General features: G+C 59.7%; 16 protein-coding genes and 2 rRNA genes. 8 read left to right on the top strand and 10 right to left on the bottom strand.

All coding sequences use genetic code 11. The features are described 5' to 3' along the window. The first annotated feature begins 286 nt into the window (after positions 1 to 286). The 5 genes from BJL86_RS04120 (at position 287) to BJL86_RS04100 (ending at position 6,378) form a co-directional block, all read left to right on the top strand. Positions 287 to 1,468, top strand: coding sequence for a cellulase family glycosylhydrolase (locus BJL86_RS04120; protein WP_067472243.1), 1,182 nt, complete (start codon positions 287 to 289; stop codon positions 1,466 to 1,468). Positions 1,469 to 1,574: 106 nt separating this feature from the next. Continuing rightward, entirely contained in the window at positions 1,575 to 2,705 is a 1,131-nt protein-coding gene (locus tag BJL86_RS04115; RefSeq protein WP_075844833.1) for a glycosyltransferase family 4 protein, read from the top strand. Continuing rightward, positions 2,698 to 3,810, top strand: a complete 1,113-nt coding sequence (locus BJL86_RS04110; protein ID WP_156515218.1) for a cellulase family glycosylhydrolase — start codon at positions 2,698 to 2,700, stop codon at positions 3,808 to 3,810. The genes BJL86_RS04115 and BJL86_RS04110 overlap by 8 nt, the downstream gene beginning before the upstream one ends. A gap of 231 nt (positions 3,811 to 4,041) precedes the next feature. Then, on the top strand, positions 4,042 to 5,199 hold the full coding sequence (locus tag BJL86_RS04105) for a GumC domain-containing protein (protein WP_067472247.1): 1,158 nt from the start codon (positions 4,042 to 4,044) through the stop codon (positions 5,197 to 5,199). 57 nt (positions 5,200 to 5,256) lie between these two features. Then, positions 5,257 to 6,378 carry a glycosyltransferase gene (locus BJL86_RS04100; protein ID WP_067472250.1) on the top strand — a complete coding sequence of 374 codons (1,122 nt, stop codon included), beginning with the start codon at positions 5,257 to 5,259 and terminating at the stop codon, positions 6,376 to 6,378. A 174-nt stretch (positions 6,379 to 6,552) separates the two neighbouring features. Here the strand turns inward: BJL86_RS04100 and BJL86_RS04095 are convergent, their stop codons facing one another. The 6 genes from BJL86_RS04095 to BJL86_RS16715 all read right to left on the bottom strand — a co-directional run bounded on the left by BJL86_RS04095 (position 6,553) and on the right by BJL86_RS16715 (position 13,853). Then, complete coding sequence (locus tag BJL86_RS04095) at positions 6,553 to 7,611, bottom strand: acyltransferase family protein (RefSeq protein WP_067472253.1); 1,059 nt, start codon at positions 7,609 to 7,611, stop codon at positions 6,553 to 6,555. 292 nt (positions 7,612 to 7,903) lie between these two features. After that, positions 7,904 to 9,250, bottom strand: coding sequence for an O-antigen ligase family protein (locus BJL86_RS04090; RefSeq protein ID WP_067472256.1), 1,347 nt, complete (start codon positions 9,248 to 9,250; stop codon positions 7,904 to 7,906). After that, positions 9,251 to 9,967, bottom strand: a complete 717-nt coding sequence (locus BJL86_RS04085; protein WP_231887128.1) for a polysaccharide deacetylase family protein — start codon at positions 9,965 to 9,967, stop codon at positions 9,251 to 9,253. It lies immediately after the preceding gene. A gap of 85 nt (positions 9,968 to 10,052) precedes the next feature. Then, complete coding sequence (locus BJL86_RS04080) at positions 10,053 to 11,585, bottom strand: flippase (protein ID WP_197487529.1); 1,533 nt, start codon at positions 11,583 to 11,585, stop codon at positions 10,053 to 10,055. A 38-nt stretch (positions 11,586 to 11,623) separates the two neighbouring features. Further along, on the bottom strand, positions 11,624 to 12,715 hold the full coding sequence (locus BJL86_RS04075; protein ID WP_067472264.1) for a GNAT family N-acetyltransferase: 1,092 nt from the start codon (positions 12,713 to 12,715) through the stop codon (positions 11,624 to 11,626). Next, a complete protein-coding gene (locus tag BJL86_RS16715; RefSeq protein WP_067472267.1) occupies positions 12,705 to 13,853 on the bottom strand; it encodes a glycosyltransferase family 4 protein in 1,149 nt (382 codons plus the stop codon). Before BJL86_RS16715 ends, BJL86_RS04075 begins: the two co-directional genes overlap by 11 nt. 793 nt (positions 13,854 to 14,646) lie before the next feature. On the opposite strand from BJL86_RS16715, the gene BJL86_RS04065 reads away from it, so the two are divergent. After that, on the top strand, positions 14,647 to 16,119 hold the full coding sequence (locus BJL86_RS04065) for a sugar transferase (protein ID WP_082908365.1): 1,473 nt from the start codon (positions 14,647 to 14,649) through the stop codon (positions 16,117 to 16,119). Then, positions 16,116 to 17,171: a glycosyltransferase family 4 protein gene (locus BJL86_RS04060; RefSeq protein WP_067472270.1), complete on the top strand. Its 1,056-nt coding sequence runs from the start codon at positions 16,116 to 16,118 to the stop codon at positions 17,169 to 17,171. Before BJL86_RS04065 ends, BJL86_RS04060 begins: the two co-directional genes overlap by 4 nt. Before the next feature lie 93 nt (positions 17,172 to 17,264). Here the strand turns inward: BJL86_RS04060 and BJL86_RS04055 are convergent, their stop codons facing one another. Next, the gene (locus BJL86_RS04055; RefSeq protein ID WP_067472273.1) at positions 17,265 to 19,472 is read right to left on the bottom strand and encodes a 3-hydroxyacyl-CoA dehydrogenase NAD-binding domain-containing protein; all 2,208 of its coding nucleotides are present in this window, start codon (positions 19,470 to 19,472) and stop codon (positions 17,265 to 17,267) included. 48 nt (positions 19,473 to 19,520) lie between these two features. Continuing rightward, positions 19,521 to 20,747, bottom strand: a complete 1,227-nt coding sequence (locus tag BJL86_RS04050; protein WP_067472276.1) for an acetyl-CoA C-acetyltransferase — start codon at positions 20,745 to 20,747, stop codon at positions 19,521 to 19,523. 215 nt (positions 20,748 to 20,962) lie between these two features. Here BJL86_RS04050 and BJL86_RS04045 point away from each other — a divergent pair, with 215 nt between their 5' ends. After that, positions 20,963 to 22,063, top strand: coding sequence for a nitronate monooxygenase (locus BJL86_RS04045; protein WP_075844829.1), 1,101 nt, complete (start codon positions 20,963 to 20,965; stop codon positions 22,061 to 22,063). Positions 22,064 to 22,132: 69 nt separating this feature from the next. Here BJL86_RS04045 and rrf read toward each other — a convergent pair. After that, a 5S ribosomal RNA gene (gene rrf, locus BJL86_RS04040) occupies positions 22,133 to 22,249 on the bottom strand. Between the two features lie 96 nt (positions 22,250 to 22,345). Then, positions 22,346 to 25,444: ribosomal RNA gene (locus BJL86_RS04035) — 23S ribosomal RNA — on the bottom strand. Positions 25,445 to 25,529: the final 85 nt, after the last annotated feature.

The following is a 25,529-nucleotide window of genomic DNA, read 5'->3' as shown; positions in this document are numbered from 1 at the left end:
ACTCGCTTGCTTCGCACCAGTGCCCAATCCGAGCGAGGCGGCATCCCCCGTCAGCATTTCCCCAATTCGGAAGTTCTTACCCCACGCCACCCGAAGGAACGCCTTTCTCCACCAATTAACGCCAACAACAGAATGAATTCAGATTGAATTTGATTGCCAACCATAGAGTTACGGGCGCGACGAAATGCGACTCATGAGAAAACACTTCTTTCATTCTGTACCTAACCTAAACTGAATATCGACCTATTCATCGCAGGTATTTAGCTCACCTCAGAAATGGAATTCGATGCCGCTAAATAGTCGTCCGCTCAAACTCCCCGGAGCCGCGCAGTTCCTCAGCGCATTCCTCACGGTCGCAGTCATCACCGCCGGCGCCGTGGCGATCGAGAATCCGGCACGGCAGCCCGATCTAATGGCGGAGAAAATCGATCTCGGCGCAAAATGCCAGGGCGTCGGCGTTGCCGGACACCCGATCATGGAGCACGTGCCCGTCGAGGATTTTCGAGCGGACATGGAGCTCGCGGCTAGCGTGGGCACTGATCGCTACCGGCTCGGTGCGAACTGGCGCGAAGTCGAGCACACGCCCGGCCACTACGATTGGAAAGCGCTCGACGAGCGGGTGAACGCAGTCATCGATGCCGGGATCACGCCAATGCTCTTGCTCAATACGGAGCCGACCTGGGTCGACCGGGCGGACGTGCCGGAGCACGCCGAAGAATTCAGCGCATTCGCGGGAGCGGTGGCCGAGCGCTACGGCACAAGGGTCGAAGGCTACGAAATCTGGAACGAGCCCAATCTCGATTACTACTGGCAAAGCCCCTCCGCGGACGACTATTTCGAATACCTCAAGCGGGCTTACGTGGCCATTCACGCCAAAGACCCTTCGGCCACGGTGATGAATGGCGGCCCAGCGCCCGCCGCAAACACCGAGACGACCGTGGACGCCTTCGACTTTATCCATCGCCTCTATGAGTTGGGGGCGAAGAATTACACCGACGCCATCGGTGTCCACCCGTACTCCTATCCGCTCCTGCCGAGCAGCGACTCGAAGTGGAATTCCTTCCGCGTGATGGAGCGCGTACGCACCATGATGGCCGACTTCGGAGACGGTGATAAACAGTTCTGGTCGACGGAGTTTGGCGCGCCAACGGGCGGCCTCAACAGCGTGAGCCGAGCACAGCAGGCTGCCATCACCGAAGAGGCAATGGACATGATGATCAACGACGAGCAGTGGGGTCCACTCTTCCTCTACACGCTCCGAGATACCGGACAGGGCTCTCTCGATCGGGAGGGCTACTTCGGCCTTCTCACTCGGTCGGGCCAACCGAAACCCGTGGTCAACTCGATCTCGTCCGCGCTATCGCACTGCAACAAGAATTTCGAACCAGGGCTCCCCACCGGAAGTGTGGACGGTCCAGATGTCACAGGAAGCGCCGGTGGGCTCGACCACCTCCCCTCCCAGAGTTGACGCACGGACCCCCACAGCGATGTCGGCGAATCCACCGCGAGAACGGGTGGTAACATCGCCAGCCGGCGCTTTCCACCTGCGTCGCATCGAACTGATTGGTGGTTGAATGCGAATCCTCGCCGTTAATGCCGGTGCGCACATGTCCGGCGCCGAATCGGTGCTCCTCGACCTCCTCGCCCATGCCGGGAAAGAAGGTTGGGATCGGGAGCTGCTATGCCCGTACGGTCCGCTCGCAGAAAAGGGATCCGCCCTCGCCCGGCACGTGGAAATACCAGCAATGACGCCGGGCTCCACTCGTCCCGGCGCGGCCGAATCCCGAATCGGACGTATTGTGCGCCTCGCCACGCTTCCTCTTCGATGGCTGCAGTCGGGGGCTCGCATCCGTCGCGAGGCTCGGGACGCCGACGTCGTCCTGGTCAACTCGACGATGGCCTTGCCGGCGATCGGTGTCGCTTTTGCCGAACGCCTATACTCCGGCTCGACTCGAAGGTCCCGGCGACGGCCCCGCATAGTGTGGCTCGTTCACGACACCATCACCCACCGGAAACAGCAGATCGCGGCACGCCTTGGCGGCCGTGCGCTGACCCTCGCCATTGCCGTATCTTCGACGACCGCGCGCTCGGTCGAAAGCTACGTCCACGACGTCGTCGTCCGCCCGAACGGCGTCAGCATCCCGCCGCAGCCTGTCACACCTCCGCAAAATCGAACTCCCGTCGTGGGCGTGCTCGCCGTACTCACCTCGTGGAAGGGCCAGCACGTCGCCATTGACGCGCTCACCAAGGCACCTGGGGTGACTCTCGAGATCGCGGGCTCGGCATTTCCCGGTTCGGAAGACTACGAGCAATTCCTTCGCACCAAGGTCACCGAACTCGGACTCACCGATCGCGTTCGATTCCTCGGCCACGTCGACAAATCCAGCGTGTTCACCCGGTGGGATGCGATGCTTTCACCATCGACCTCGCCGGAGGCCGGTCCGCTCGGGGTGCTCGAAGCGATGGCGTCAGGTGTTCCGGTAATCGCCACGAACCACGGCGGCTCGGCGGACTATCTTCGCGACGGCCGCGGCCTCCTCGTGGCACCTGGCGATTCGTCGGCACTCGCCCACGGGATCCGGCACCTCACCTCGGATCGGGAGAAGAACGAGAGCCTGCGTCGCGTCGGCCGTGAGGCCGCTGTGAACGAACACGACCTGACCTCCACCATTGCCTCGATGTGGCAAGGAATTTCCCGTGACTAGACGAGTTTCGCAGGCCTCGACACGCCAGTGGCATGTGGCAGGGGCCCTGCTGACCATCGCCGTCATAGCGGTCGCCGCAAGCTACGCGATAATCTCCGACCGTTCATCCCGACCAGCCGACGATGCCACTGCGGCCATTTCCCTGTCGGATCCGTCCGCACTGTGCGATTCCTTCGGCATCGCGGGTAATCACGAAATCGATGCTTCCCCGCCGGCCGAGTTTGCCGCCAGTATGCATGAAGCGCGGGCGGCCGGGGCATCACGGATTCGCCTCGGTGTCCTATGGTCCGAGGTGGAGCCCACTCGCGGGGAATACGCCTGGGCGAATGTCGATCACAAGATCAAGGCCGCCCTGGACAACGACCTGGTCCCGCTCCTCCTGCTCAACCACGCCCCGGACTGGGCACGCGACCTCATGGATGACGAGCCCGAGGAAACCGCGCGCGTCTTCGCGAACTTCGCAGGCGAGGTTGCCAAACGTTACGGGGATGACGTCGAAGGCTACGAGATCTGGAACGAGCCAAATACCCAACGATTCTGGAATCAGCCCGACCCCGATGACTACGCGCTCATGCTTGATCAAAGCTACGACTCCATCCACGCTGCGGATGAGAACGCGACCGTTATCAGCGCAGGGCTGGCGCCTGCCGATGATGGCGACGGTTCAGTAGCCCCACTCACCTTTCTCACCAGGCTCTACGAGCGAGGTGCCGAACAACACGTCGATGCGATCGGCCTTCACCCGTATACGTACCCCGAGCTCCCTTCGGGGTCATCCCCGTGGAATTCATTTCGAATCATGGATGAGATTCGCGAGATGATGGCCGAGCATGGCGACACCACCACCCCGTTCTGGTTCACGGAGTTCGGCGCCCCCACTGTTGGAGATCGCAGCGTCGGCGAGCACGAGCAAAAGGGCATGATCGCCGAGGCATTCAATCTTGCAGCAGCCGATGCGCGAATCGGCCCTGTGTTCCTTTACACATTGCGCGACCTAGATCTCGGCGCCGGGAACCCAGAGAGCAATTTCGGCCTCTATTCCGAGAACGGCGAACCAAAACCCGTGGTCAACGAGCTGCAACGAATCTCGTCATCCTGCCACTGAACATCGATCTCGCGTGCCGAAGCAACAGCGCGTTCACCTCGTCGACCTGCCATCAAACGCGGTTCTACATTAACGGCGAGCCCTTGTGATGTTATAAACTCGGAGTTTCGGACACCAGCCTCTTACTGGAACTGGGTATGTTCACACCGCGCCCCCAGTACCCCTAGAACGCTGGCGTGCATCCTTGTTCCTGACACCCCTTGCCAATTGACGGCGGAAGGATTCATTGCAATGGCAAATGATGGCAAAGGCGGCACTACGCCGAACCCCGGTGAAGGGGCGCCTGTCCTCGACCTGGGGCTGATCGCGCGCGCCGCTCTCCGTGGCGTGGTTCCCTCACTCATCATTGCTTTGGTTTTCGGCATTGCCGGGGGTGTGTTTGCCGCACGTCAAGATGAGGCTTACGAAACACAGACCCAACTCGTCGTTCAGAACACTGGTTCGGAGTCGCAGGACGCGAGCCAGATCCAGGCCCAAGCAGCCGCGTACTCCAGTGTTTTGAGCGACTCCGGCGTCATCTCGGCTATCGAGGACCAGCAGGATGTCCGAATTCCGGATGGCGATGTGGCGAAGGCCGTCACCGTGGCAGAGGGCGATATTCCCGGTGTCATTCAGTTGTCCACGAAGGCCGCTTCCCCGGAGGATTCGGCGTCATTGGCAGACCTGGCCGTGTCCGAAATGGCCAAGAAAAACGACACCATCAAAGAATCCGCCCTGACGAACTACGAGAAGCTTTCCGAAAAGCGGATCGACACTCTGAAATCCCGAATCGACAACTCGGACAACGCAGGCGTAGAGGCGGAACTGCAAGGACAGATTTTCTCGATCCAGCAGGAGCTCGAGAACGAGAGAATGAAGCAGTCGACGGTGTCAGTACTCTCCCAATCAACCAGCGATAGCCCGGTCAGCCCGAAGCCGATTCAGCAGGGCGCCGTCATAGGCATGTTTGCCTTTATCCTTGCGTTGATCGCATGCACGATTTACTTCTCTGTGAACTCGCGCGCCGCCGACAAGCTCTGGACAGGTCGTATGGCGCATCGTTACGGCGCAGAAGTCGACGGCGACGGTCTACCGCAGGAGGGCTATATTCCGCCGACGACAGAAGCCGCGGTGTTCCGCACTCTTGCCGATGGGCGCAATGTGGTGATACTCGCGGAGGAAGCCGAGCGCGTTGAGTCTCCATTGAGAGATGACGACTCTCGTTCCGAAAACCTGACCATCGGGAGTTGGGAAGACTCGTGGTGGCGCTCGGTGGCACCCACCTCCGTCGCGCTCGGCGTCGTCCTCATCGACAAGGGATCGTCGAACCTGGTCCCGGCCGAGCTCGCAATTCGAAGGATGCGCGAGGTCGGGGTACGGACACGGCTTGCCATACGGAACACGACTTAACCTTCCATTCTCCGATCCCGCCCAGGCCTGCACCGAGAACTCGCCAAAGGACAAACATTGAGCCGTATTGCCCTAGTTCACGAACGTCTCACCGATATTGCAGGGAGCGAACATGTCGTGTCGGAAATGGCGGAAGTGTGGCCCTCATCGAAGGTCCACGTCCCCTTCAGTCGGCCAGAGGGTATTCCCGGAAACCTGAGCGGGCGCGTACGCACAAGCCCTCTCCAAAAGCTTTACACCCGTACCGGTAGCACGGGTTACGCACCTCTTCTCCCTGCGGTTCCCTGGGCCCTTCGCCATACAGGAGTCGACGTCCGCGAATTAGACGCCCTCGTCCTCAGCCACCACGCATTCGCGCTTGGCGCACTCCACACGTTGGGTTCGACAGACGTCCCGTCGATCGCGTATGTCCACAGTCCCGCGCGGTGGGCGTGGGACAAGCAGTTCCGACAGAACGAGGCCAGCACCCTACCGTCGCAAGCTGCGCTCACGGCGCTCTCCCAAGTGGCGTTACGCAATGAAAAACGCTGGGCTCCGCGGGTCACCAAGGTCATAGCCAACTCCTCCGAAGTCAAGAACCGAATCGAGCGATGGTGGGGCCGCGATGCCGAAGTGATTCATCCGCCAGTCGATACCGAATACTTCACACACGGTTCGGAGAGGAAAGAAGATTACTTCGTCGCCGTCGGCCGCCTAGTTCCGTATAAGCGTGTTGATCTGGCCGCTGCGGCAGCAGTGCGCGCAGGGGTCAAGCTAGTGATCATTGGCTCTGGCCGGGACGAAGCTCGGGTCCGGGCCAGCGCCGGTCAGGGGGTCGAGCTTCGCGGGCACCTTCCTCGTGATGAAGTGCGTGACATTGTTCGGGAAGCACGAGCGTTGATCATGCCAGGGGTCGAGGATTTCGGAATCGTCCCCGTTGAGGCCATGGCTGCTGGCACGCCCGTCATCGCGCTCGGCGAAGGCGGCGCGCTCGATACCGTCCGCCCAGGAGTTAGCGGTCACCTTGTCGGCAAGGGCGGCGGGCTGAGCGATTCCGAAATCATCGAAGCTCTCGCCTCAGCGATGCAGGAGTTTGACGATTCCCGGTTCAATAGGGCCGGCCTCGAAAAGTTCGCCGAATCGTTCTCACGCTCCACCTTCAGGTCGAAGATGCAGGCAGTGGTTTCCTCGGTCCTCTAGCCAAAGCGGGGCGTGTAGACCCCAGGTCTCAAGTTACGCACTGCCTGTGGCAGTTCGATTGATAGAGTGCGAGATGCTGATATTTTCAGCAGGCCGCCGATCCTCCGACCGTCCACTTCAGACCATGTAAGGCAGTCGACCGAGGCCACTAATTCTGCAATTCGGGGCGCCGTTCTAGGGCGCGGAGTAATTGCGTTGGCGAGGCGAGTACTTCCTCCCCCAGGTGATGAACTTTTGTTCCAGGTTCTCATGAAGGAACCATGAGATCAGGACTGTTCCGACGATTCCGACGCCGGCGAGCGCCCACTTGACTGGAGCGGAGTCCGTGAGGTCGGGCAATTCGGTGAGCAAAGAATGGACCAGGTAGACGGCGTACGACAGGCTTCCTAGCCATACAGCCCAAGGCAACCGGAGTTTATTTCTCAGTAGGTAGGCGACGAGCACGAATGCCAGTCCGCCCACAAACGAGATCGCGTAGAGCGGGCCGGGCCACACGTCTGCCTCAACGGAGCTGCGCGACGCAGAGGCAATCGCAAGAACTCCAATGACGATCGTGAGGGAGGTCAAAAAAGCGCGGGATCCCAGGCTTCCGAAGTACCACATGGAGAACGCCTGCCCGAGGAATGCGGCGGCCAACAAGCACGGAATCGTGATCGGAAGTGAGCTTCCTGTCACGTATTCCGCGATCACCATGAGAACAAAAACTCCAGTCCACGCATAAGCGAGCACCCACGATTTCTCGAGTACACCAATAAGCTTTGCCCCTATTTGCTGGTAGTAGAAAAGCCATTCGATCGTGAGAGTCCAGGCAACACCTACGAGGGAAGGAATGACCAGCTCTTGAAGCATGGTCGCGTTGAGTGCAATTTCTAGCCACCACCGTGGATCCGACCAAGATCCTTGCGGTTGCACGAGCACCGTGATGAGAAGGATCAATAGATAGAGGGGGTAAAGCCTGGTCACTCTTCGCACGAAGAAGACATCGGTTCGCTGCCGCGCGTAGGTGAGGGGAATAACGAAGCCCGATGCCACGAAAAACGCCACGACCCCAGCTCGACCCATATCGAAATAAGTCCGGGAGAAATCTGCGTACTCGGGAGACAGCTTCTCCGCGAAGTGATGCAACATTACCGAGACGGCAGCTACGCCTCGTACCCAGTCAAGCCAATCGATCCTCTTACGCTCCCGCGTGGCGTTATTATTCGACGCGTCCATGACCACTTGCTTTCCCATCGTGAGTGCGTGCGGACTGCGTGGCTCGTGCCGGGATGAATGCAGCGCTCGGCCAGTCACTACGAACTGATTCTCGCGCGTTGACACCGCCGACAGCGCCGCGGCTGTGCTTGTCATTCCTTCGTGGTGCATCGTCCGGTAGCCGGTGACGCCCGCACCGAGCGACAGCTCCTTGGGATTGCTCGCCTAAACGACCTCGGACACACTTCATCACCGCGGCTCGAGGCCACGTGCGCGTTGGGCCGACTACTGGTTCGTCACTCCGGAAATTGCCGCTCATTGTCGATCCCACCTACTTGCTCGGCAATGTGTAGGGAGCGACGGGCTGAGGCATCGGGGCTCCTTGCGCCTTCCCCCGAATGCCAGCGGCGACGTCGGGTGTCACACTCCCCGCAGCAGCGAGGATCAACCAGAAGTACGCATCCATCGGGAAGATCTCCCAGTACGTCGACACCGTTGCAGCCACACAGGCCGCTGCCACAACCCCTAGCGCTCCACCGGCAAAAGCGCGCTCCAGCTGGTCCGTCTCATGCTGAATGAGCCGTCGCAAGACCATGAGAGCGACTACGAGTACAGCTACGAATGCAGCGAAGCCCATCGGTCCGAGCTCAAGAAGGATCTTCACGTAGTAATTGTCCGGCTGGTACATGACGTGGAGCCCCGTCGGCAGCTTTTCAACGCGCTGTACGGAAGCGCCGGTTGTTCCCAATCCCTGCCCGAATGGTTGCGTCATAATAAACGGAATAGTCCTGGTCCAGTGTTCGGTTCTTTGCTCAAAGCTCTCGGCCGAAAACATCGATTGGATACCGGACGAGGCCCCCATCACTAGTGCGATCGGAGTCGAGACGACGAGCAGCGCCACCACAGAAAAGATGAGGATTTTGAGAAATTTCCGGAACAGGAAGAGCCCGATTATCACCGCGCCGATAATGAGCCCCAGATAGCTGGCGCGCACGACAGAACTGATCATTCCCACAAGAAGGAGCGGCGACACGGCCCAAAAGACGATTGATCTTTTTCGGTTCGGTTCAGCGAGCGCCGCGGCTCCACACATGAGCAGAACGATCATGAGATAGAGACCGAATGGGAAAGGCTGGACGAACGTACCGAAGGAGCGCAATAAGGGGCCGGCGCTTCGGATGACGTCGTTCCACGGATATCCCATGGCTGCCAATCCTTCCCCTCCGATTATCTGCTGAACGATTCCGTATGCTGCAGAAATGGCTCCTGTGGCCAACAGAACGGTGATGAGCCGATCTTTGTCCCGGCGCTCAAACGGAAACCAGATGATAGTGATGGCGAGAAGGACATAGAACAAGGCGATTTTGATCGGGAAGACCGCCGCCGCCCGGTAAACGATAAGCGCGGATACGGTCCCCATAATCGCGAATAGAGCCAGCGGCCACATCCACGGAACCACGGCCACTCTGCGCCCGGGTTGTCGACGGGCGAAAAAACATGCGACCAGAACGGTGAGTACCACCGCTTCTTTCCAGAAATTGATTGGAAGCGGAGAGATGAGGTTCAGGCCATGAAACGGCAACAATGCAGCAAGGATCAGGACACCATTTTGAGGTCGCCTTACAGCAAACGGAAATAGTGCCGCACAAAGAATCAGGACTATCGCCATGCTTAACATTTAGAGGCTTCCTCGCTTGAGATCTTGCACCGGCGGCCAGCTCACTTTGGGCCTCAGTAGTGTCACGAGCCAATGCAGTTCGCCCACGTCGTTCCTCATCGCCATGCGCTTGAGTTTGAAGGGGTCGTCGCCCGATGAGCATCGACCATTGGTGAAGGTCCAGCCGGTGCGGTAGCCGGCTCGCTTTGCCATCTCCCGTATTTGTGCATCCTGGTGTCCAAAGGGATAACAAAGATCGACGACCTCGCGCCCAGACAATTCACTGAGCGCCTCCCTTGAACGAACAAGCTCGTTGAACGCTGCGTCAGCGTCGACGTCGGGTAGCGATATATGGGTGGTGGTGTGGGCGCAGAGGTCTGCTCCGGCATCGACAGCCTCCATCACCTCTTCGCGAGTCATTGTTCGATTGGCCCCGGGCCACCATGCGGGTGTGACTCCAAGTCGATCGGTGACAGGGAGCAAAGTCCATGGAATCTTGTGTGCATCGAGATAAGGCATCGCGATGTCGTAGACACCTACTAGTGCATCGTCGAAGACGATGGCTGCGCACCCAGCTACCGGTCGATCTGCGAGCAGGTCGGCCGACAAATCAGTCAACGTTCGAAACGTGTATCCGAGTGTCCGTACCGTTTCGATCTGCGAGATGAACGTGTCCTCGTCAACCATGTACTCAATGGTTTCCGAGCCGTTCGGGACGATGTCGTGGTACGCCAGCACGACCGCAGAATTTCCGATTTGGGACGTAACCGGGGACGCTACGTGTCGAAGCGATCGAATCGATGCGGCGACCGCACCTAGCTTCTTACTCGTCATTGGCGCTCCTCGAATTCGTGGTGGCCTCTACGGGTGAATCGATATCGCCGGGTTCTTTCGGCGCCAAGAATTTGATCCGATCTCCGACGTCAAACGACTTGCTGACGACGGACAACGCCAGATGCAGGACGCATGCCGCAGCGACGGTGGGAATCCACGGCCATCCGGCCTTGTTAATGAGTGCCCAGGTAGGCGCTGTGACGGCGGCGATCAAGAGCCCTTGCCGGGCGAGCTGAGTCACGGGGATCAGCCGAGTGATCCCCGTGCTCTGCCTCGCCATGTAAAGGAACGCGAAGAATATGACCAGTTCAGAAATGATCGTTGCGCCGGCCGCGCCCATGATCGACCACAAGGGGATGAACACGGAGTTCAGAGCGATATTAAGGACCACGCCCAAACCCGCGACCCACGGAAAGACCTTGAGCTTCTCCGCGGAAACGAGAACCACCCAGCCGATCGTCGTCACGCCGCTAATGGCACTCGACATGACCAACAACCGTGCCGCATTCGAGGCTGGTTCGAACTGCGCTCCATAGAGCAATCCGATGACCCCCTCGGCGGCGGAGACGAAACCCACGATCGCCAATCCGCCGAGTAGCGCGGCCACCGTCATCGCTTGCCGAGTACGCTGCCGAAACGTGTCCGTATCGGCCCCCCACGCTCGGACCAGCACCGTGGTGAACGGAACAGCCAAGGCGGACACGGCAAGGATCAATACGTCGGAGAACTTGTAGCCGATCGCATACAAGCCGACGGACTCGTAGGTGTCGAGCCGCTCGAGCATCAATGTGTCGATCTTGGTAAGGATCGTCAATAGCGCGAGGCCGATAGAGATCGGTATCGCCTCGCGAAGCATCGGTCCCCACAAGCCGAACACCGCTCCGTAGGTCGGCACTCGTCCGTCCAGCTTCCCTGTCCGAATGGCAATTATCCGAACACCGACCGTCACCACTTCTCTGGCTATTGCCGGCAGGACGAAGGCCAGAAGTGTGGGATGGGTTTTCATCACGAGGAGAATCAGCAGGAACTGAACGATCTGGGCGATGACGTCCCAAGTCGCCAAGAACACCAGCTTGAGTCGGCTCTGAAAAAGGACGAGAAGCGCGTTCGCCGGGGTGGCAAGCGTAACTGTCGTACCAGCGATGGCCACGACCATCACCACCATCGGTGAAAGCCCGACGATGAGAGAGTACGCCAGGGCCACGAGATATCCCGCGATGCCGAGGACACACCTGAGAACAATGAAGGAGCCGGCGACGGGGCCGAAATCCTTCTGCTCCGCTCCGGTCAGACGGGAGATCACCACTCTCCCCACGCCGAGATCGGTAACGACTGCCATGATCCCCAACAGGCCGAACACAAAGGAGTACTGCCCCCAGGACTCTGGGGAAAGAGTTCGGGCAATGACGACGCTGCCCGCCCAACCGAACACCGCCGTGAGCAGTCGGGAAACCACCATCGCGGCTCCGTTGCTCACCAGTCCCTTGGTCTCTTCACCTTCTTCGAGTTCACGCTCGTTCACAGAATCATGCTCAGGCTGATCAATGGGTTTGTCGGACACTATTCGCCGCTCCGAGCTCCCACGCGACCGAGCGCGCTGCCAACTGTCGATGCCACTTCTTTTGTGGTGCTCGCGGCGTGGTCCACCGTTGCCGCCCATCGTCTGTGAACCTTTTTGCTCCGCGGCGATGCGTTCAAGGTGCCAACCTCGTAGCCACCGGTTTGCCAGTCAGACTTGTACCGGTTCCTCCCGATGAGAAGGTCAAGCTCAACTACGCCGTATTGGTCGTGGGTATCGCAAATCTCCTGGAGCATTTGGTGCCCAGGCCTGTGCCGTCCAACTTCTGGCGCGTACCGGGTGATCCACGCCTGGATGACATTATTCGTGCGAATGGTGACAAAGTGTGCAGCCCAATGCCCGTCAAACCTTGTCCCCCAGACGAGAAGATGTCCGCGCTCCGCTTCCTCGCGCAGAAATGCGTGAGTGAAAGTTGCGTACGGCTCCGCGCAAAGGTTGAGCCTCGAGTCGAATTCCGAAGATTGTGCCTCCGACGCGGTGTGCACGATGTCGTGCCATCGAGAGTCGAACGTTTTCGTATTATCGACGACCTCGAACTCTAGTGGCAGTCCGTCACGTTCAAGCGTTCTGCGAATTCTCAGGGCCCGCTTGATCGAGGATTTGCTGCGCAAGGTGGAGGCGGAGCTTCCCGGAGGTAAAGAGACAGTGGGGCAGAAGTCGTCGACGTCGAATTCTATGTCCCACCCACCATGAGTTCTCAGCGCTTTGCGGAATGGCTCATCCGCGCGCAAGTGCGAGAGCTGGAGCCGATTCACACTGGTATGCAATCCTTCGACCAGTTCCGCCAGGGCTTGCTCATCCCGAAAAAGCACCGCGCCTATCGTGCCGAGACCGTGCCCGAGCAGGCGATGCACCTTGACCCCTAGCCGGTTTCGCACGTGCATTGGTAGGAGCGCCATCAGCGCGTCACCGTCATATACCGCAGCAATGGCGAGGTCCCCCTTCCCCAGCCGGCGAAACCAGTTCAGCCCGTACGAGGGGCGCGCGGAAAACGTATCGCCAACCTCTTCGCAAAGGCTCCACCACTGGTCAAGCAACCGCTCGTCCACATCTCCGCGAAGCTCAAAACGCATCTCGTTCCCCCTTGTCGCACCTTGTGGCAGACACCGAGTCAAGTGCATTGATGATCGTGTCCGCCGAACGGCGGATGCTGTAGTTGCGCGCCACGTGTCGGCTCCCCGCATGGCCCAGACGGTGGCGCAAGTCCGGGTCACGTATCAGTGTCTTCAGTGCTTCGAGAACTCTTTCTGGACTCTTGCAATCGACCAAGAAACCAGTCTCGCCGTCGATGACCATCTCGGGTATGGCTCCGATCGGGTTGCTCACCACAGGCAGTCCCGCGGACGAAGCCTCAAGGACCGCGTTCGGCGCCTGGTCAATGAGCGACGGGAAGCACATGATGTCGGATTCGGCGAGCAAGGTCCACAATCTTTCATCGCCCGGCTGGAGGTCATCGATGACCCGAAGCCCGTGTTCAGGCTCGACGTGATCTTTGGTGATAAGTAGGAGGTCGGCGTCGTTCTTGAGTTCGTTCCGCCATAGATCGAGCAGCATGAGGCCTCCCTTGCGTTCGAGAGAAATACCCGAGAACACGATTGTGGGACGCCGACCCATCGGTCGGGTTTCGGGCTCGTGGTCGATGAATGGTGACCAGATCCCCATTTCCAGACGCTCGATCTTCTCAGCCGGTACGCGATAGTCGGAAGAAAGTAGCGAGTCACGCACCCGAAAGGAATTTGCGAAGATCTTGTCGGCTGCGGCCAAAACGGGCCTTTCCCAAAGCAGGCTGATCCGACTCATTGTCTTCGTAAATCGGGTTGGGGTGCGGTACGGGATGCTCATCGCATTGAGCATCCCGCTGCTGTCTGTGGTGATGACGGTCGGATAGTCGCGGAGCAATTTCGCTCCACCGAGAAATGTGTTCTGCGTGTAGATGTGCAACCCGTCGATCCGCCGCCCAGCGAGAGCCTTCGAGACTCTCCGGCGCATCGAAAACGAGTGCACGAGTTGCGCCCGAAGTGGCTGCAGATCTAAGTCCCAACGCGCCAACCCCGGGATCGGAGCCCGCAATATCTTTCCGAACAAGCTCGGGCCCTGTCCGTGAACGAATTCGACCCGAACGTCCGACCGCTCACCAAAGCACCTCTCCAACGCTGCATGCACAGTACGATGTCCGCCGATATTCTCATTGACGAACAGGTAGGTGGGCACGGCACTACCTAGCGTCTCGTTTGAGTGTGAATACATGAGCGGGTTCCTGTAATGGTCTCGTCGTAACCGTGTAAATGGCATCGATCGAGCTAGACCAACGCCTCTGAATTTCGTCGCATGCGAGGCACGCCCTATCCCGTCATCGGGCAAAAGTCGCGCGCGCGGAACGCTACCGTACCAATGGTATGTCGTTTTCCTCATGATTCCGATCTCGCACCGCGCGTATCGCGAACCCATGCGCTTGCTGCGCGCCAATACGCGCTGGTCGCTCGGTTCGATTTCGGAATAGGCGAATCGCGTCACAGCCCGGGCGCCGGCGGACTCAACCGATCCCCCAAAAACCCTCCTGCCTGCACCATGTTGCGAAGTTCACAAAATTGACGCGACGTCGACAGACCCTCGGCAAAAAGTTCGCCATTTTGTTTCTGAGTCAGTTCGCATGGCCCTCAACAGCAGCCCGGCAGCGGGACTTATCCAGCGAGGCAGATCATTTCACCGCTCTTAGTTCTTGACTTGAGGTCAGCTACAAAATCAGTACGACGCATAGTAGTAAACAGAACCGTAAGTTTCCAATCAACTTTATAAAATACCGCTAGTTTGTTTGCAAGCCTTGACGATACCGTTGCCTTGATTAGGCTGGTTCCTATCAAACGTTCAGATGCTGCGGTGCTAACTGCGCGGCGCGACTCCGCCTGGTGGCGTGGTCGATTAACCCCACCGCCGATTCGGAGCGATGTGGGCGCGACCCAGTGGAACCCAGCAGCGCTGACGCCATCAACGAAGGGGGTGTTTCATGTCGATCTTTCAGCTGGACGATGAAAAGCTGAACGCGCAATCATCGAGCGCTGCCCCACCCACCAGTGACGCGAGTATCGATCAGCAGCTCACGCCGCTAACTGATGACGATAAGGACCAACTCCGCCATCAGCGCAGTCGGCACATCACGCCGCTTTACATGCTCGACATCTGGCACAGGGTCGTCGATGCTCTCCTCGTTCTAGCCGTGTGCTTCGCCGTGCCAGCTCAAAGTCCCGTGATAACGGCACTGGTTATCGTCGTGGGACTTGAGCTGGTCCCTAACCTGTATCGACACCAGCTCACGTTGTCGGTGCTGGATTCTGCACCCCGCGCAGTCTTCGCAGGTGTCGGTGTCACCTTCGCCGCCGTAGTTCTCACCAATAGCAACTGGTCGATCGGTCAGGTCGTCAAGGTGTGTGCAGTCGTCGCTTCTGCTCTCATCCTTTCCCGGATGATAGTCATTCCGATCCTTCGTCTGCGGAGAAGGAAAAGTGCGGGCTACCGGCACCGAACGCTCATCGTCGGCGCAGGTACAGCGTCTGTCGACCTGGCCAAGACGCTCATCAACGCGCCCGAATACGGCCTCGAACCGGTGGCATTTGCCGACCGCCGCAAACGCACGGACGCCGCCGAATTGAACCTTCCGATCACCGATATTAACGGCAGCATCGTCAACCTCGTTCGCGAATACGATGCCAAAACCGTCATCATCGGATTTTCCGACTATGACGATCGTGAGGTCCTCGATTTCCTCCGAGCATGCGTCCGCGAAGATGCCGAGGTCTTCATCGTTCCTCGCCTTTTCGACTACGTCGGTGTTCAGGGATCGATGGACCGGGTCAAAACAACGCCTCTCATCCGAATGCGACGTGCGGCCCATCGGTCCTTCACCTGGAAGCTAAAGCGCCCTTTCGACGCGGCATGTTCGGGTCTTGCACTGATTGCCCTCTCGCCGGTGCTCGCGCTAATGGCACTTCTCGTAAAGCTCGAGGACCGCAACGCCCCGATCCTGTTCAAGCAGATCCGTATCGGTCAGGACGGCCATGAATTCGAGCTACTCAAGTTCCGCTCCATGCGCCCGGCGAAGACCGAAGAGACCAACACCAATTGGAACGGCGCCGCGGATCCACGCATGACTCCGCTTGGGGCGTTCATGCGCAAGTACTCGCTCGATGAGTTGCCGCAGATCTACAACGTCCTCCGGGGCGATATGGCTGTGGTCGGACCTCGTCCCGAACGCCCACACTTCGTGAGCAAGTTCAGCAAGGTCTACCACGGCTACCACTCCCGGCACCGGGTCCCGGTCGGGCTCACCGGCCTCGCTGCCATCAACGGGCTTCGCGGGGACACCAGCATCCGCGAGCGCGCCATGTTCGATAACTTCTACATCGAGAACTGGTCGTTCTGGTTGGATGTGAAGATAGTTTTGAGCACTTTCAAAGCAGTCTTCACAGGAAGCGGAGCATGACGGCCAACATCGTATTCGGCGCCATCGCCCTTCGCCCGGGCGGCAGCGGCGTGCAAACCTACCAGCGCGAACTGATGGAAGCGATCGCCTCGGCACAGTCTCCAGCGCGGGACTGGACCTACTCCGTCGTTGCTCAATCCGACGCGGCCTCCGAGCTCCCGGAGGGATGGAGGCACATCAGCCGACCGATCAACTCGGGGATCCGCCGCGCAGCCGAAGGGCTGCGGCCTGTGCCCGGCGCTGACATCTTTCACGGTCTCGACGTCGACCTGCCGTTCGCACAAAAGGGCGCGACCGTGAGCACTGTCCACGACATGTCCGCATTCGACACCCCCTGGGCGATGAGCAAAGTCAGGGCGCGGGGCGAGCAGGCACTGTTGCGGAGAAACCTTCGTCGCGCCGACGAAGTCATCGCCGTGTCTCCATTCACGGCAGACCGCGTCCGCGATCTCACAGGCAGGGAGAGCACGGTCATCACCCTTGCGCCCGCGCCCTGGGCGCGCATCCCCTCCGACGACGAAGTCGCCCACGTGCGCGCCAAATACTCGCTCCCCGATCGATTCGCCTTCCAGCTCGCGACTCTCGAGCCGCGCAAGCGTCCCGACATCGTCGCCGAGGCACTCGAACAGATCCCCGACGCCAACGTCCCTCTCGTCCTCGCCGGAGCGGGAACCGACGGCGTCGATCGCCCATTGGGCACCATCGGCCTCGGCTACGTCGACATGGACGATGTACCGGCGCTCTACCGGGCGGCCGATGTCGTGACTTACGCGTCCTCATACGAGGGCTACGGGCTCCCGCCCGTCGAGGCCATGGCGTGCGGAGCGATCGTCGTCGCCAGTGACGTCGGCGCGATCGCCGAAGCATGCGGAGACGGTGCGATCGTCGTCTCCGGTCTCGATCCCGAAATGTGGGCTGAGGCCCTCCGCGTGGCCCTCGAAGATGGCGACCGCCGCGACAACCTGCTCGCGTCGGCCGCGGCGCGCAGCGCGCAGCTCACGTGGGAGGCGGCCGGTGCCGCGACGGCCGACGTCTATCGCCGCCTCCTCTAGAAACCCCACCATATGACGGCGGAGCTGCTCTTCCTCCTCGGGGGAGGGCAGCTCCGCCGTCATAACTTTATGTTTTTCTGAGTACCACGCCCTCTACGGGGTGGTCGAGCCGTCGGCGTTCCCCTCTCCGGCAGCGCGCTCGGTGAGCGAGGCCGGCGGGGCGAACCGCTCGCCGTACTTGCCGGCGAGTTCCTCCGCCCGCGCGACGAATCCTGCGACGCCTGTGCCCCCGACACCGGCATAATTCTTGACGTACTGGCGGGTGCCGCCGGTCCACGCCGGGTATCCGATGCCGATGATGGAGCCTACGTTCGCATCGGCGTCGTCGACGATAACGCCCTCGTCGAAGCACTTCTGCGTTTCGAGCGCCTCGGCGAACAGCATCCTGTCGACGAGATCCTGCATCGGTGGAGAATCCTCACCCTTCGTCGAGAAGGCCTCCCGTAGGCCCGACCACAGTCCGGTGCGTTTTCCATCGACATAGTCGTAAAAGCCCGCACCTCCCGCTCGGCCCGTGCGACCGATCTCCTCGACCATCTTGAGCACGACCCGATCGGAGGAGGTGGGCTTATACTCGATGCCTTCGGCCTCGGCGGCCTCGCGCGACGATTGGCGGATCTTCACCATGAGATTGAGGTTCAGCTCGTCCGACAGTTGCAAAGGGGCTGCCGGATAGCCCGCGCGGCGTCCCGCCTGCTCGATCGTCGCCGGGTCGATACCTTCGTCAAGCATGCCAATCGCCTCGTTGACGAACGTACCGATGACTCGCGAGGTGTAGAAACCGCGGGAGTCATTGACCACGATCGGAGTCTTCCGGATCGCAAGGGTGAGGTCGATGGCCTTCGCCAGGGTCTCCGGTGTCGTCTTTTCTCCCTTGATGATCTCGACAAGCGCCATCTTGTCCACCGGCGAGAAGAAGTGGATCCCGATGAAGTTCTCCTGCTTCTTCACCCCTGTCGCCAAGTCGGTGATCGGCAGCGTCGAGGTGTTCGACCCGAGAAGTGCGTCCGGATCGACGACGTCCTCGATCTCGGCGAACACCTTCTTCTTCAAGTCCGGGGATTCGAAGACCGCCTCGACGACGACGTCGCAGCCCGCGAGATCCTCCGGGTCCGCGGTGGGCGTGATCCGTGCGAGCAGCTTCTCGGACTTCTCCGGCGACGTTCGCCCGCGCTCGAGGGCCTTGGCCTCGAGTTTCTCCGCGTATCCCTTGCCCTTCTCCGCGCCCTCGGTGGACACGTCCTTGAGCACGACGTCGATCCCGGCCTTCGCGCAGACGTAAGCGATACCTGCGCCCATCATGCCTGCACCGAGCACGCCCACCTTGGTGAACTGTGTCTTCGGGATGTCGGATCCGTCAGCCGCCTTCGGTCGGGCGCCGCCGGAAGACAGATGCTGCATGTCGAAAAAGAACGCCTGGATCATGTTCTTCGACACCGGACCGGTCGCGAGCGAGGCGAAATAGCGCGACTCGATGAGCGAGGCAGCCTCGAAGTCCACCTGCGACCCCTCGACTGCAGCGGCCATGATCGCCAGCGGGGCCGGGTTCGGCTGACCGCCGAGCTTCTTGCGCAGGTTCGCCGGAACCGAGGGAAGGATCGAGCTCACCGGGCGATCGTCGACCGTTCCACCTGGAATCTTGAAGCCCTTTTTGTCCCAGGGCTTCTCCGCGCTCGGATTTGTCGCGAGCCACTTCTTCGCCGCGGGCACCAGCCCGTCGACCTCATCGACAACCTCGTCGACGAGCCCCTTGTCCAGAGCCTTGTCCGGGCTGAACGAACGACCAGAGGTGAGGAACTCCGCGATCGACTTCTGGATGCCGAACATACGCACCAGACGAACGATGCCGCCACCGGCGGGAAGCAGCCCGAGAGTGACCTCCGGTAGCCCGACCTTCGCGCCGGGCACATTCGCCAGGACGCGGTAGTGGCACGCAAGCGCCAGCTCGAACCCCCCGCCCATCGCGGCACCGTTGAGCGCAGCGACGACCGGCTTGCCGAAGGTCTCCAGCCGGCGGAGCTGGCCCTTCATGTAGCTCGTCTGTTCCATGATCTTCTCGGCCTCGTCCGGGCCGATAGCCATGATGTTATTGAGGTTGCCGCCGCCGAAGAACGATTTCTTTCCTGAGGTGAGGACGACGCCGGTGATCTGGTCGACCTCCTTCTCCAGGCGATCGAGCGTCTCGTCGAGCGAGGAACGGAACGCATCGTTCATGGTGTTGGCGCCATGATCGGGGTCGTCGATGGTGAGAACGACTATGCCGTCGGAGTCCTGCTCCCACCCGAAAATATTGGTACTCATCAGTAGTAAATCTCCCGAGGTAGTGAATTCGCGTGTTGGTGGAAGCGGTCAGACCCGCTCGATGATGGTGGCGACGCCCATGCCGCCGCCGACGCACAGTGTGACGAGGGCGCGTTTGCCGCCCGTGCGGTGGAGCTCGTCGATGGTCGAGCCGAGGATCATCGCGCCGGTCGCTCCGAGCGGATGTCCCATCGCGATGGCGCCGCCGTTGGGGTTGAGTTTCTCATCGGGGATGTTCATGTCCTTCTGGAAACGCAAGACCACGGAGGCGAACGCCTCATTGATTTCCCAGATATCGATGTCTTCCGGTTCCAGCCCCGCCATCGCGAGCGCCTTCTTCGCCGCCGGGGTCGGCCCGGTGAGCATGATCGTCGTATCTGCTCCGGACGTCGCCTGCGAAACGACGCGGGCGCGCGGCTCCATCCCCATGTCATTACCGGCCTTTTCGCTTCCGACAACGACAAGCGCGGCACCATCGACGATCCCGGAAGAATTGCCGGCGTGATGCACGTGCTCGATCTCATCGACCCAGTGATACTTCTGTAGCGCCACCGCATCGAAACCGCCCATTTCGCCGGCCATCTTGAACGAAGGCTTCAACGCCGACAACGACTCCACCGTCGCGCCCGGGCGCATATGCTCATCCCGGTCGAGCAGGAGCAGACCATTGCGGTCGCGCACAGGAACAACGGAGCGATCGAAGCGTCCTTCGTCCCACGCCCGCTTGGCGAATTCCTGGGAGCGCACGGCAAGGGCGTCCACACGCTCGCGGTCGAAGCCCTCAATCGAGGCGATGAGGTCCGCGCCCACGCCCTGCGGCGAGAAATACGTCTCGTAGTTCGTCACGGGGTCGGTCGCCCATGAACCGCCATCGGTCCCCATCGGTACGCGAGACATAGACTCGACGCCGCCCGCGAATACGAGCTCGTCCCAGCCGGAGCGAACCTTCGCCGCAGCCATGTTCACAGCTGATAGGCCCGATGCGCAGAAGCGGTTGATCTGTACCCCGGCAACGGTATCCGGCATCTTCGCTGCGAGGGCAGCGATCCGCGGCAGGTCCATACCTTGGTCGCCGATCGGCGTAACGATTCCGAGAATGATGTCCGAAATTCGGTCCTCGTCCAGGTCCGGGAACCGCTGTCGGATCTCCTCGATCAGTCCGACTACGAGATCTATCGGTTTGACCGTGTACAGCGATCCGCCCGGCTTCCCCTTGCCGCGCGGGGTACGAATTGCGTCATAGATAAACGCTTCGGGTACGTGCGTGCTCGTCATATGGTTCTCCACAGCCTTCCGGTGGGGCAGACGCGTTCTGCGAAAAATGCAACGTGTTCTAGTTTACGGTAATGGCCCGCCACTCGACGGCGAATTCCGGGACACCGAACACGACTCGGGAAGTCGTATCGTGGAGCTCAAACACGATACATACTCATCGGCCCCGGCTGCGCCCGGCCGCGCGTTAGGCGACCGAGGAAGGAAAGGCGCACATCTTGTCGACTCCACGATCAATTCTCAGCGCACTGAGTATTCCAATCATCGCCGCACCCATGGCCGGAGGCCCCACGACAGCCGCACTCGTCACCGCCGCGGCCAAGGCCGGGGGTATCGGTTTCCTCGCCGCCGGATACCAATCCGTCGACGATCTTCGCAGCGACATCGGAGCCGTACGGAGTGCCGGCACCGAGCTCTTCGGGGTCAACCTATTCATCACCCAGTATGACGACGCACGCAGCGCCACCACCGACGTCGAGATAGACGGGTTCGCCAGGACACTCGAGCGAATTGCAATGGCCGCCGGTCTCGACGGTCCCGCGCCGGCAAGCTTCACCGACAACGACTACGCCGGAAAAATCGACTACCTGTGCAAGAACCCAGTTCCTCTGGTGTCGTTTACCTTCGGCCTGCCCGATGCGGAAATCGTCCGCCGACTACATGACGTCGGCACCGAGATCGCAATAATGGTCACCACAGTGAACGATGCTCGGGATGCCCGAGAACGTGGAGCCGACATCCTCATCGCGCAAGGGTCAGAGGCCGGTGGGCATCAGAGCACCTTCTCTATCGCCGACGAACCTATCGGTCGTACCACTGTCGACCTGACCCAGGCGATCCGTGCCGAGCTCGACGATGTCCCGATAGTCGCCACCGGAGGAATCCATTCAGCGGTCGACGCGCGCGCCGCCCTCGAGGCCGGCGCAGACGCCGTTCAATTGGGCACCGCGCTGCTCAATACACCAGAGGCAGGAACTAGCGCGCCGCACCGCTACGGCGTCAAACAACACTTCGATTCGAAAGGCGAATCGACGACCCAGTTCACCCGAGGATTCTCCGGCCGACCCGCACGCGGGGTCATCAACAGATTCGTTCTGGCCACACAGAACGCACCGGCCGCCTATCCCTACAACAATCAAATGACAAAGCCGCTTCGCGCCTCAGCGCTATCGCTGGATCTGAAACACGGATCCGAATATGTCGCACTCTGGTGTGGGAGTTCTGCCTCGCACAGCAAACAAGCACCTTCAGGATTCATGGAGGGCATGGCTCTCGAGCAGGTATTCGCAGCAATCGACCCCTTCGGCGACAAGTCATAGGCAACAGACATAGACATACACATACGACTAAGGCCCAGAGCGATTGCTCTGGGCCTTAGTTCAATTTTAGTTCGGCGGTGTCCTACTCTCCCACAACCTCTCGGTTGCAGTACCATGGGCGCTGGCAGGCTTAGCTTCCGGGTTCGGAATGGGACCGGGCGTTTCCCTGCCGCTATAGCCACCGAAACAAGGTGAAACAGGCAGCCACACACGCAAACCATGTGTGGTGTGGTGTTTCAGATACTGCACAGTGGACGCGTGTATCAATTACAAGTTACTTGTGTGTGTAAGTCCTCGGCCGATTAGTACCAGTCACCTCCACACATTGCTGCGCTTCCAGTTCTGGCCTATCAACCCCATGGTCTGTGGGGGGCCTTAACCCGTAAAAGGGTGAGAAACCTCATCTTGGAACAGGCTTCCCGCTTAGATGCTTTCAGCGGTTATCCCTTCCGAACGTAGCTAACCAGCGATGCTCCTGGCGGAACAACTGGCACACCAGAGGTTCGTCCGTCCCGGTCCTCTCGTACTAGGGACAGCCTTCCTCAAGTTTCTTACGCGCGCGGCGGATAGAGACCGAACTGTCTCACGACGTTCTAAACCCAGCTCGCGTGCCGCTTTAATGGGCGAACAGCCCAACCCTTGGGACCTACTCCAGCCCCAGGATGCGACGAGCCGACATCGAGGTGCCAAACCATCCCGTCGATATGGACTCTTGGGGAAGATCAGCCTGTTATCCCCGGGGTACCTTTTATCCGTTGAGCGACACCGCTTCCACTTGCCGGTGCCGGATCACTAGTCCCGACTTTCGTCCCTGCTTGACATGTACGTCTCGCAGTCAAGCTCCCTTGTGCACTTGCACTCAACACCTGATTGCCATCCAGGCTGAGGGAACCTTTGGGCGCCTCCGTTACTCTTTGGGAGGCAACCGCCCCAGTTAAACTACCCACCAGGCACTGTCCCTAACCCAGATGATGGGCCGAGGTTAGACATCCAATACGATCAGAGTGGTATTTCAACAACGACTCCACACACGCTGGCGCGCATGTTTCACAGTCTCCCACCTATCCTACACAAACCGAACCGAACGCCAATACCAAGCTATAGTAAAGGTCCCGGGGTCTTTTCGTCCTGCCGCGCGTAACGAGCATCTTTACTCGTAGTGCAATTTCGCCGAGTCTGTGGTTGAGACAGCAGAGAAGTCGTTACGCCATTCGTGCAGGTCGGAACTTACCCGACAAGGAATTTCGCTACCTTAGGATGGTTATAGTTACCACCGCCGTTTACTGGGGCTTAAATTCTCAGCTTCGCAGGTTACCCCGCTAACCGGTCCTCTTAACCTTCCAGCACCGGGCAGGCGTCAGTCCGTATACATCGACTTACGTCTTCGCACGGACCTGTGTTTTTAGTAAACAGTCGCTTCTCTCTGGTCTCTGCGACCACCACCAGCTCACTGCGTAAAGCAGGTCACCAGCCGTGGTCCCCCTTCTTCCGAAGTTACGGGGGCATTTTGCCGAGTTCCTTAACCACAGTTCTCTCGATCGCCTTGGTATTCTCTACCTGACCACCTGTGTTGGTTTGGGGTACGGGCCATGTGTGAACTCACTAGAGGCTTTTCTCGGCAGCATAGGATCACTGACTTCCCCACAACGGGTACGCATCACGTCTCACACATCAAGGCAGCGGATTTACCTACTACCAGTGCTACACGCTTACACCAGCACAACCATCGGCTGGCACAGCTACCTTCCTGCGTCACCCCATCGCTTGGCTACTACCAGTTCAGGTCCCGCGCATCCAGTCCACGACACCCCGAAGGGTGTTCTAGAACATTCAGGGCGGTTAGTATCACTGATTCACCATGGGCGCGCACACACGGGTACGGGAATATCAACCCGTTGTCCATCGACTACGCCTGTCGGCCTCGCCTTAGGTCCCGACTCACCCTGGGCAGATTAGCTTGACCCAGGAACCCTTGGTCATTCGGCGGACGAGTTTCTCACTCGTCATTCGCTACTCATGCCTGCATTCTCACTCGTGTGGGCTCCACACCTAGATCACTCCGGCGCTTCTATGCCCACACGACGCTCCCCTACCCAGCCGAACCCCTGCCCGCAGGAGGGTATATGTTCGACTGCCGCGGCTTCGGCGGTGTACTTGAGCCCCGCTACATTGTCGGCGCAGGACCACTTGACCAGTGAGCTATTACGCACTCTTTCAAGGGTGGCTGCTTCTAAGCCAACCTCCTGGCTGTCTCAGCGATCCCACATCCTTTTCCACTTAGTACACGCTTAGGGGCCTTAGCCGGCGATCTGGGCTGTTTCCCTCTCGACTATGAAGCTTATCCCCCACAGTCTCACTGCCGCGCTCTCACATACATGGCATTCGGAGTTTGGCTGACGTCAGTAACCCGGTAGGGCCCATCGGCCATCCAGTAGCTCTACCTCCACGATGAAACACGCGACGCTGCACCTAAATGCATTTCGGGGAGAACCAGCTATCACGGAGTTTGATTGGCCTTTCACCCCTACCCACAACTCATCCCCTCAGTTTTCAACCTAAGTGGGTTCGCGCCTCCACGACGTCTTACCGTCGCTTCACACTGGCCATGGGTAGATCACTCCGCTTCGGGTCTAGAGCATGCCACTGGGTCGCCCTATTCAGACTCGCTTTCGCTACGGCTTCCCCACAACGGGTTAACCTCGCGACATACCACTAACTCGCAGGCTCATTCTTCAAAAGGCACGCCATCACCCCAAAAGGCTCTGACGGATTGTAAGCACACGGTTTCAGGTACTATTTCACTCCCCTCCCGGGGTACTTTTCACCTTTCCCTCACGGTACTTATCCGCTATCGGTCATCGAGAAGTATTTAGGCTTACCGGGTGGTCCCGGCAGATTCACAGCAGATTTCACGGGCCCGCTGCTACTCGGGTGACAAGATCGCGTCACAGCAATGTTTTCAGTTACGGGACTCTCACCCTCTACGGCCGGCCATTCCAAGCCATTCACCTAACGCGCACGCATCCACGCCAGCATCAACAGCTACTGGACACTCGCTCCCACAACACCGCACGCGCAACCCCTGTCAGGTATCACACGCGCACGGTTTAGCCTGATCCGCGTTCGCTCGCCGCTACTAACAGAATCACTATTGTTTTCTCTTCCTGCGGGTACTGAGATGTTTCACTTCCCCGCGTTCCCTCCACACGCCCTATATATTCAGGCGCGGGTAACACCACATCACTGGTGCTGGGTTTCCCCATTCGGACATCCTCGGATCACAGCTCGGTTGGCAACTCCCCGAGGCTTATCGCAGCCTCCAACGTCCTTCATCGGCTCTCGATGCCAAGGCATCCACCGTGTGCCCTTACACACTTACAAAACACACAATAAAGAAAGATACTCGCGTCCACTGTACAGTTCTCAAACACCACAACACCACCAACCAACACCCACGCCACCAGCG

The organism is Dietzia timorensis (genome assembly GCF_001659785.1).
Lineage (GTDB): Bacteria > Actinomycetota > Actinomycetes > Mycobacteriales > Mycobacteriaceae > Dietzia > Dietzia timorensis.
Note: the sequence above shows the minus strand (reverse complement) of the source record. Positions and strands in the feature narration are given on the sequence as shown.

Coding starts and splice junctions, on each gene's coding strand:
- BJL86_RS04120 (WP_067472243.1), top strand. CDS start 287: ATGCCGCTAAATAGTCGTCCGCTCAAACTCCCCGGAGCCGCGCAGTTC.
- BJL86_RS04115 (WP_075844833.1), top strand. CDS start 1,575: ATGCGAATCCTCGCCGTTAATGCCGGTGCGCACATGTCCGGCGCCGAA.
- BJL86_RS04105 (WP_067472247.1), top strand. CDS start 4,042: ATGGCAAATGATGGCAAAGGCGGCACTACGCCGAACCCCGGTGAAGGG.
- BJL86_RS04095 (WP_067472253.1), bottom strand. CDS start 7,611: ATGGGAAAGCAAGTGGTCATGGACGCGTCGAATAATAACGCCACGCGG.
- BJL86_RS04090 (WP_067472256.1), bottom strand. CDS start 9,250: ATGTTAAGCATGGCGATAGTCCTGATTCTTTGTGCGGCACTATTTCCG.
- BJL86_RS04075 (WP_067472264.1), bottom strand. CDS start 12,715: ATGCGTTTTGAGCTTCGCGGAGATGTGGACGAGCGGTTGCTTGACCAG.
- BJL86_RS04065 (WP_082908365.1), top strand. CDS start 14,647: ATGTCGATCTTTCAGCTGGACGATGAAAAGCTGAACGCGCAATCATCG.
- BJL86_RS04060 (WP_067472270.1), top strand. CDS start 16,116: ATGACGGCCAACATCGTATTCGGCGCCATCGCCCTTCGCCCGGGCGGC.
- BJL86_RS04055 (WP_067472273.1), bottom strand. CDS start 19,472: ATGAGTACCAATATTTTCGGGTGGGAGCAGGACTCCGACGGCATAGTC.
- BJL86_RS04050 (WP_067472276.1), bottom strand. CDS start 20,747: ATGACGAGCACGCACGTACCCGAAGCGTTTATCTATGACGCAATTCGT.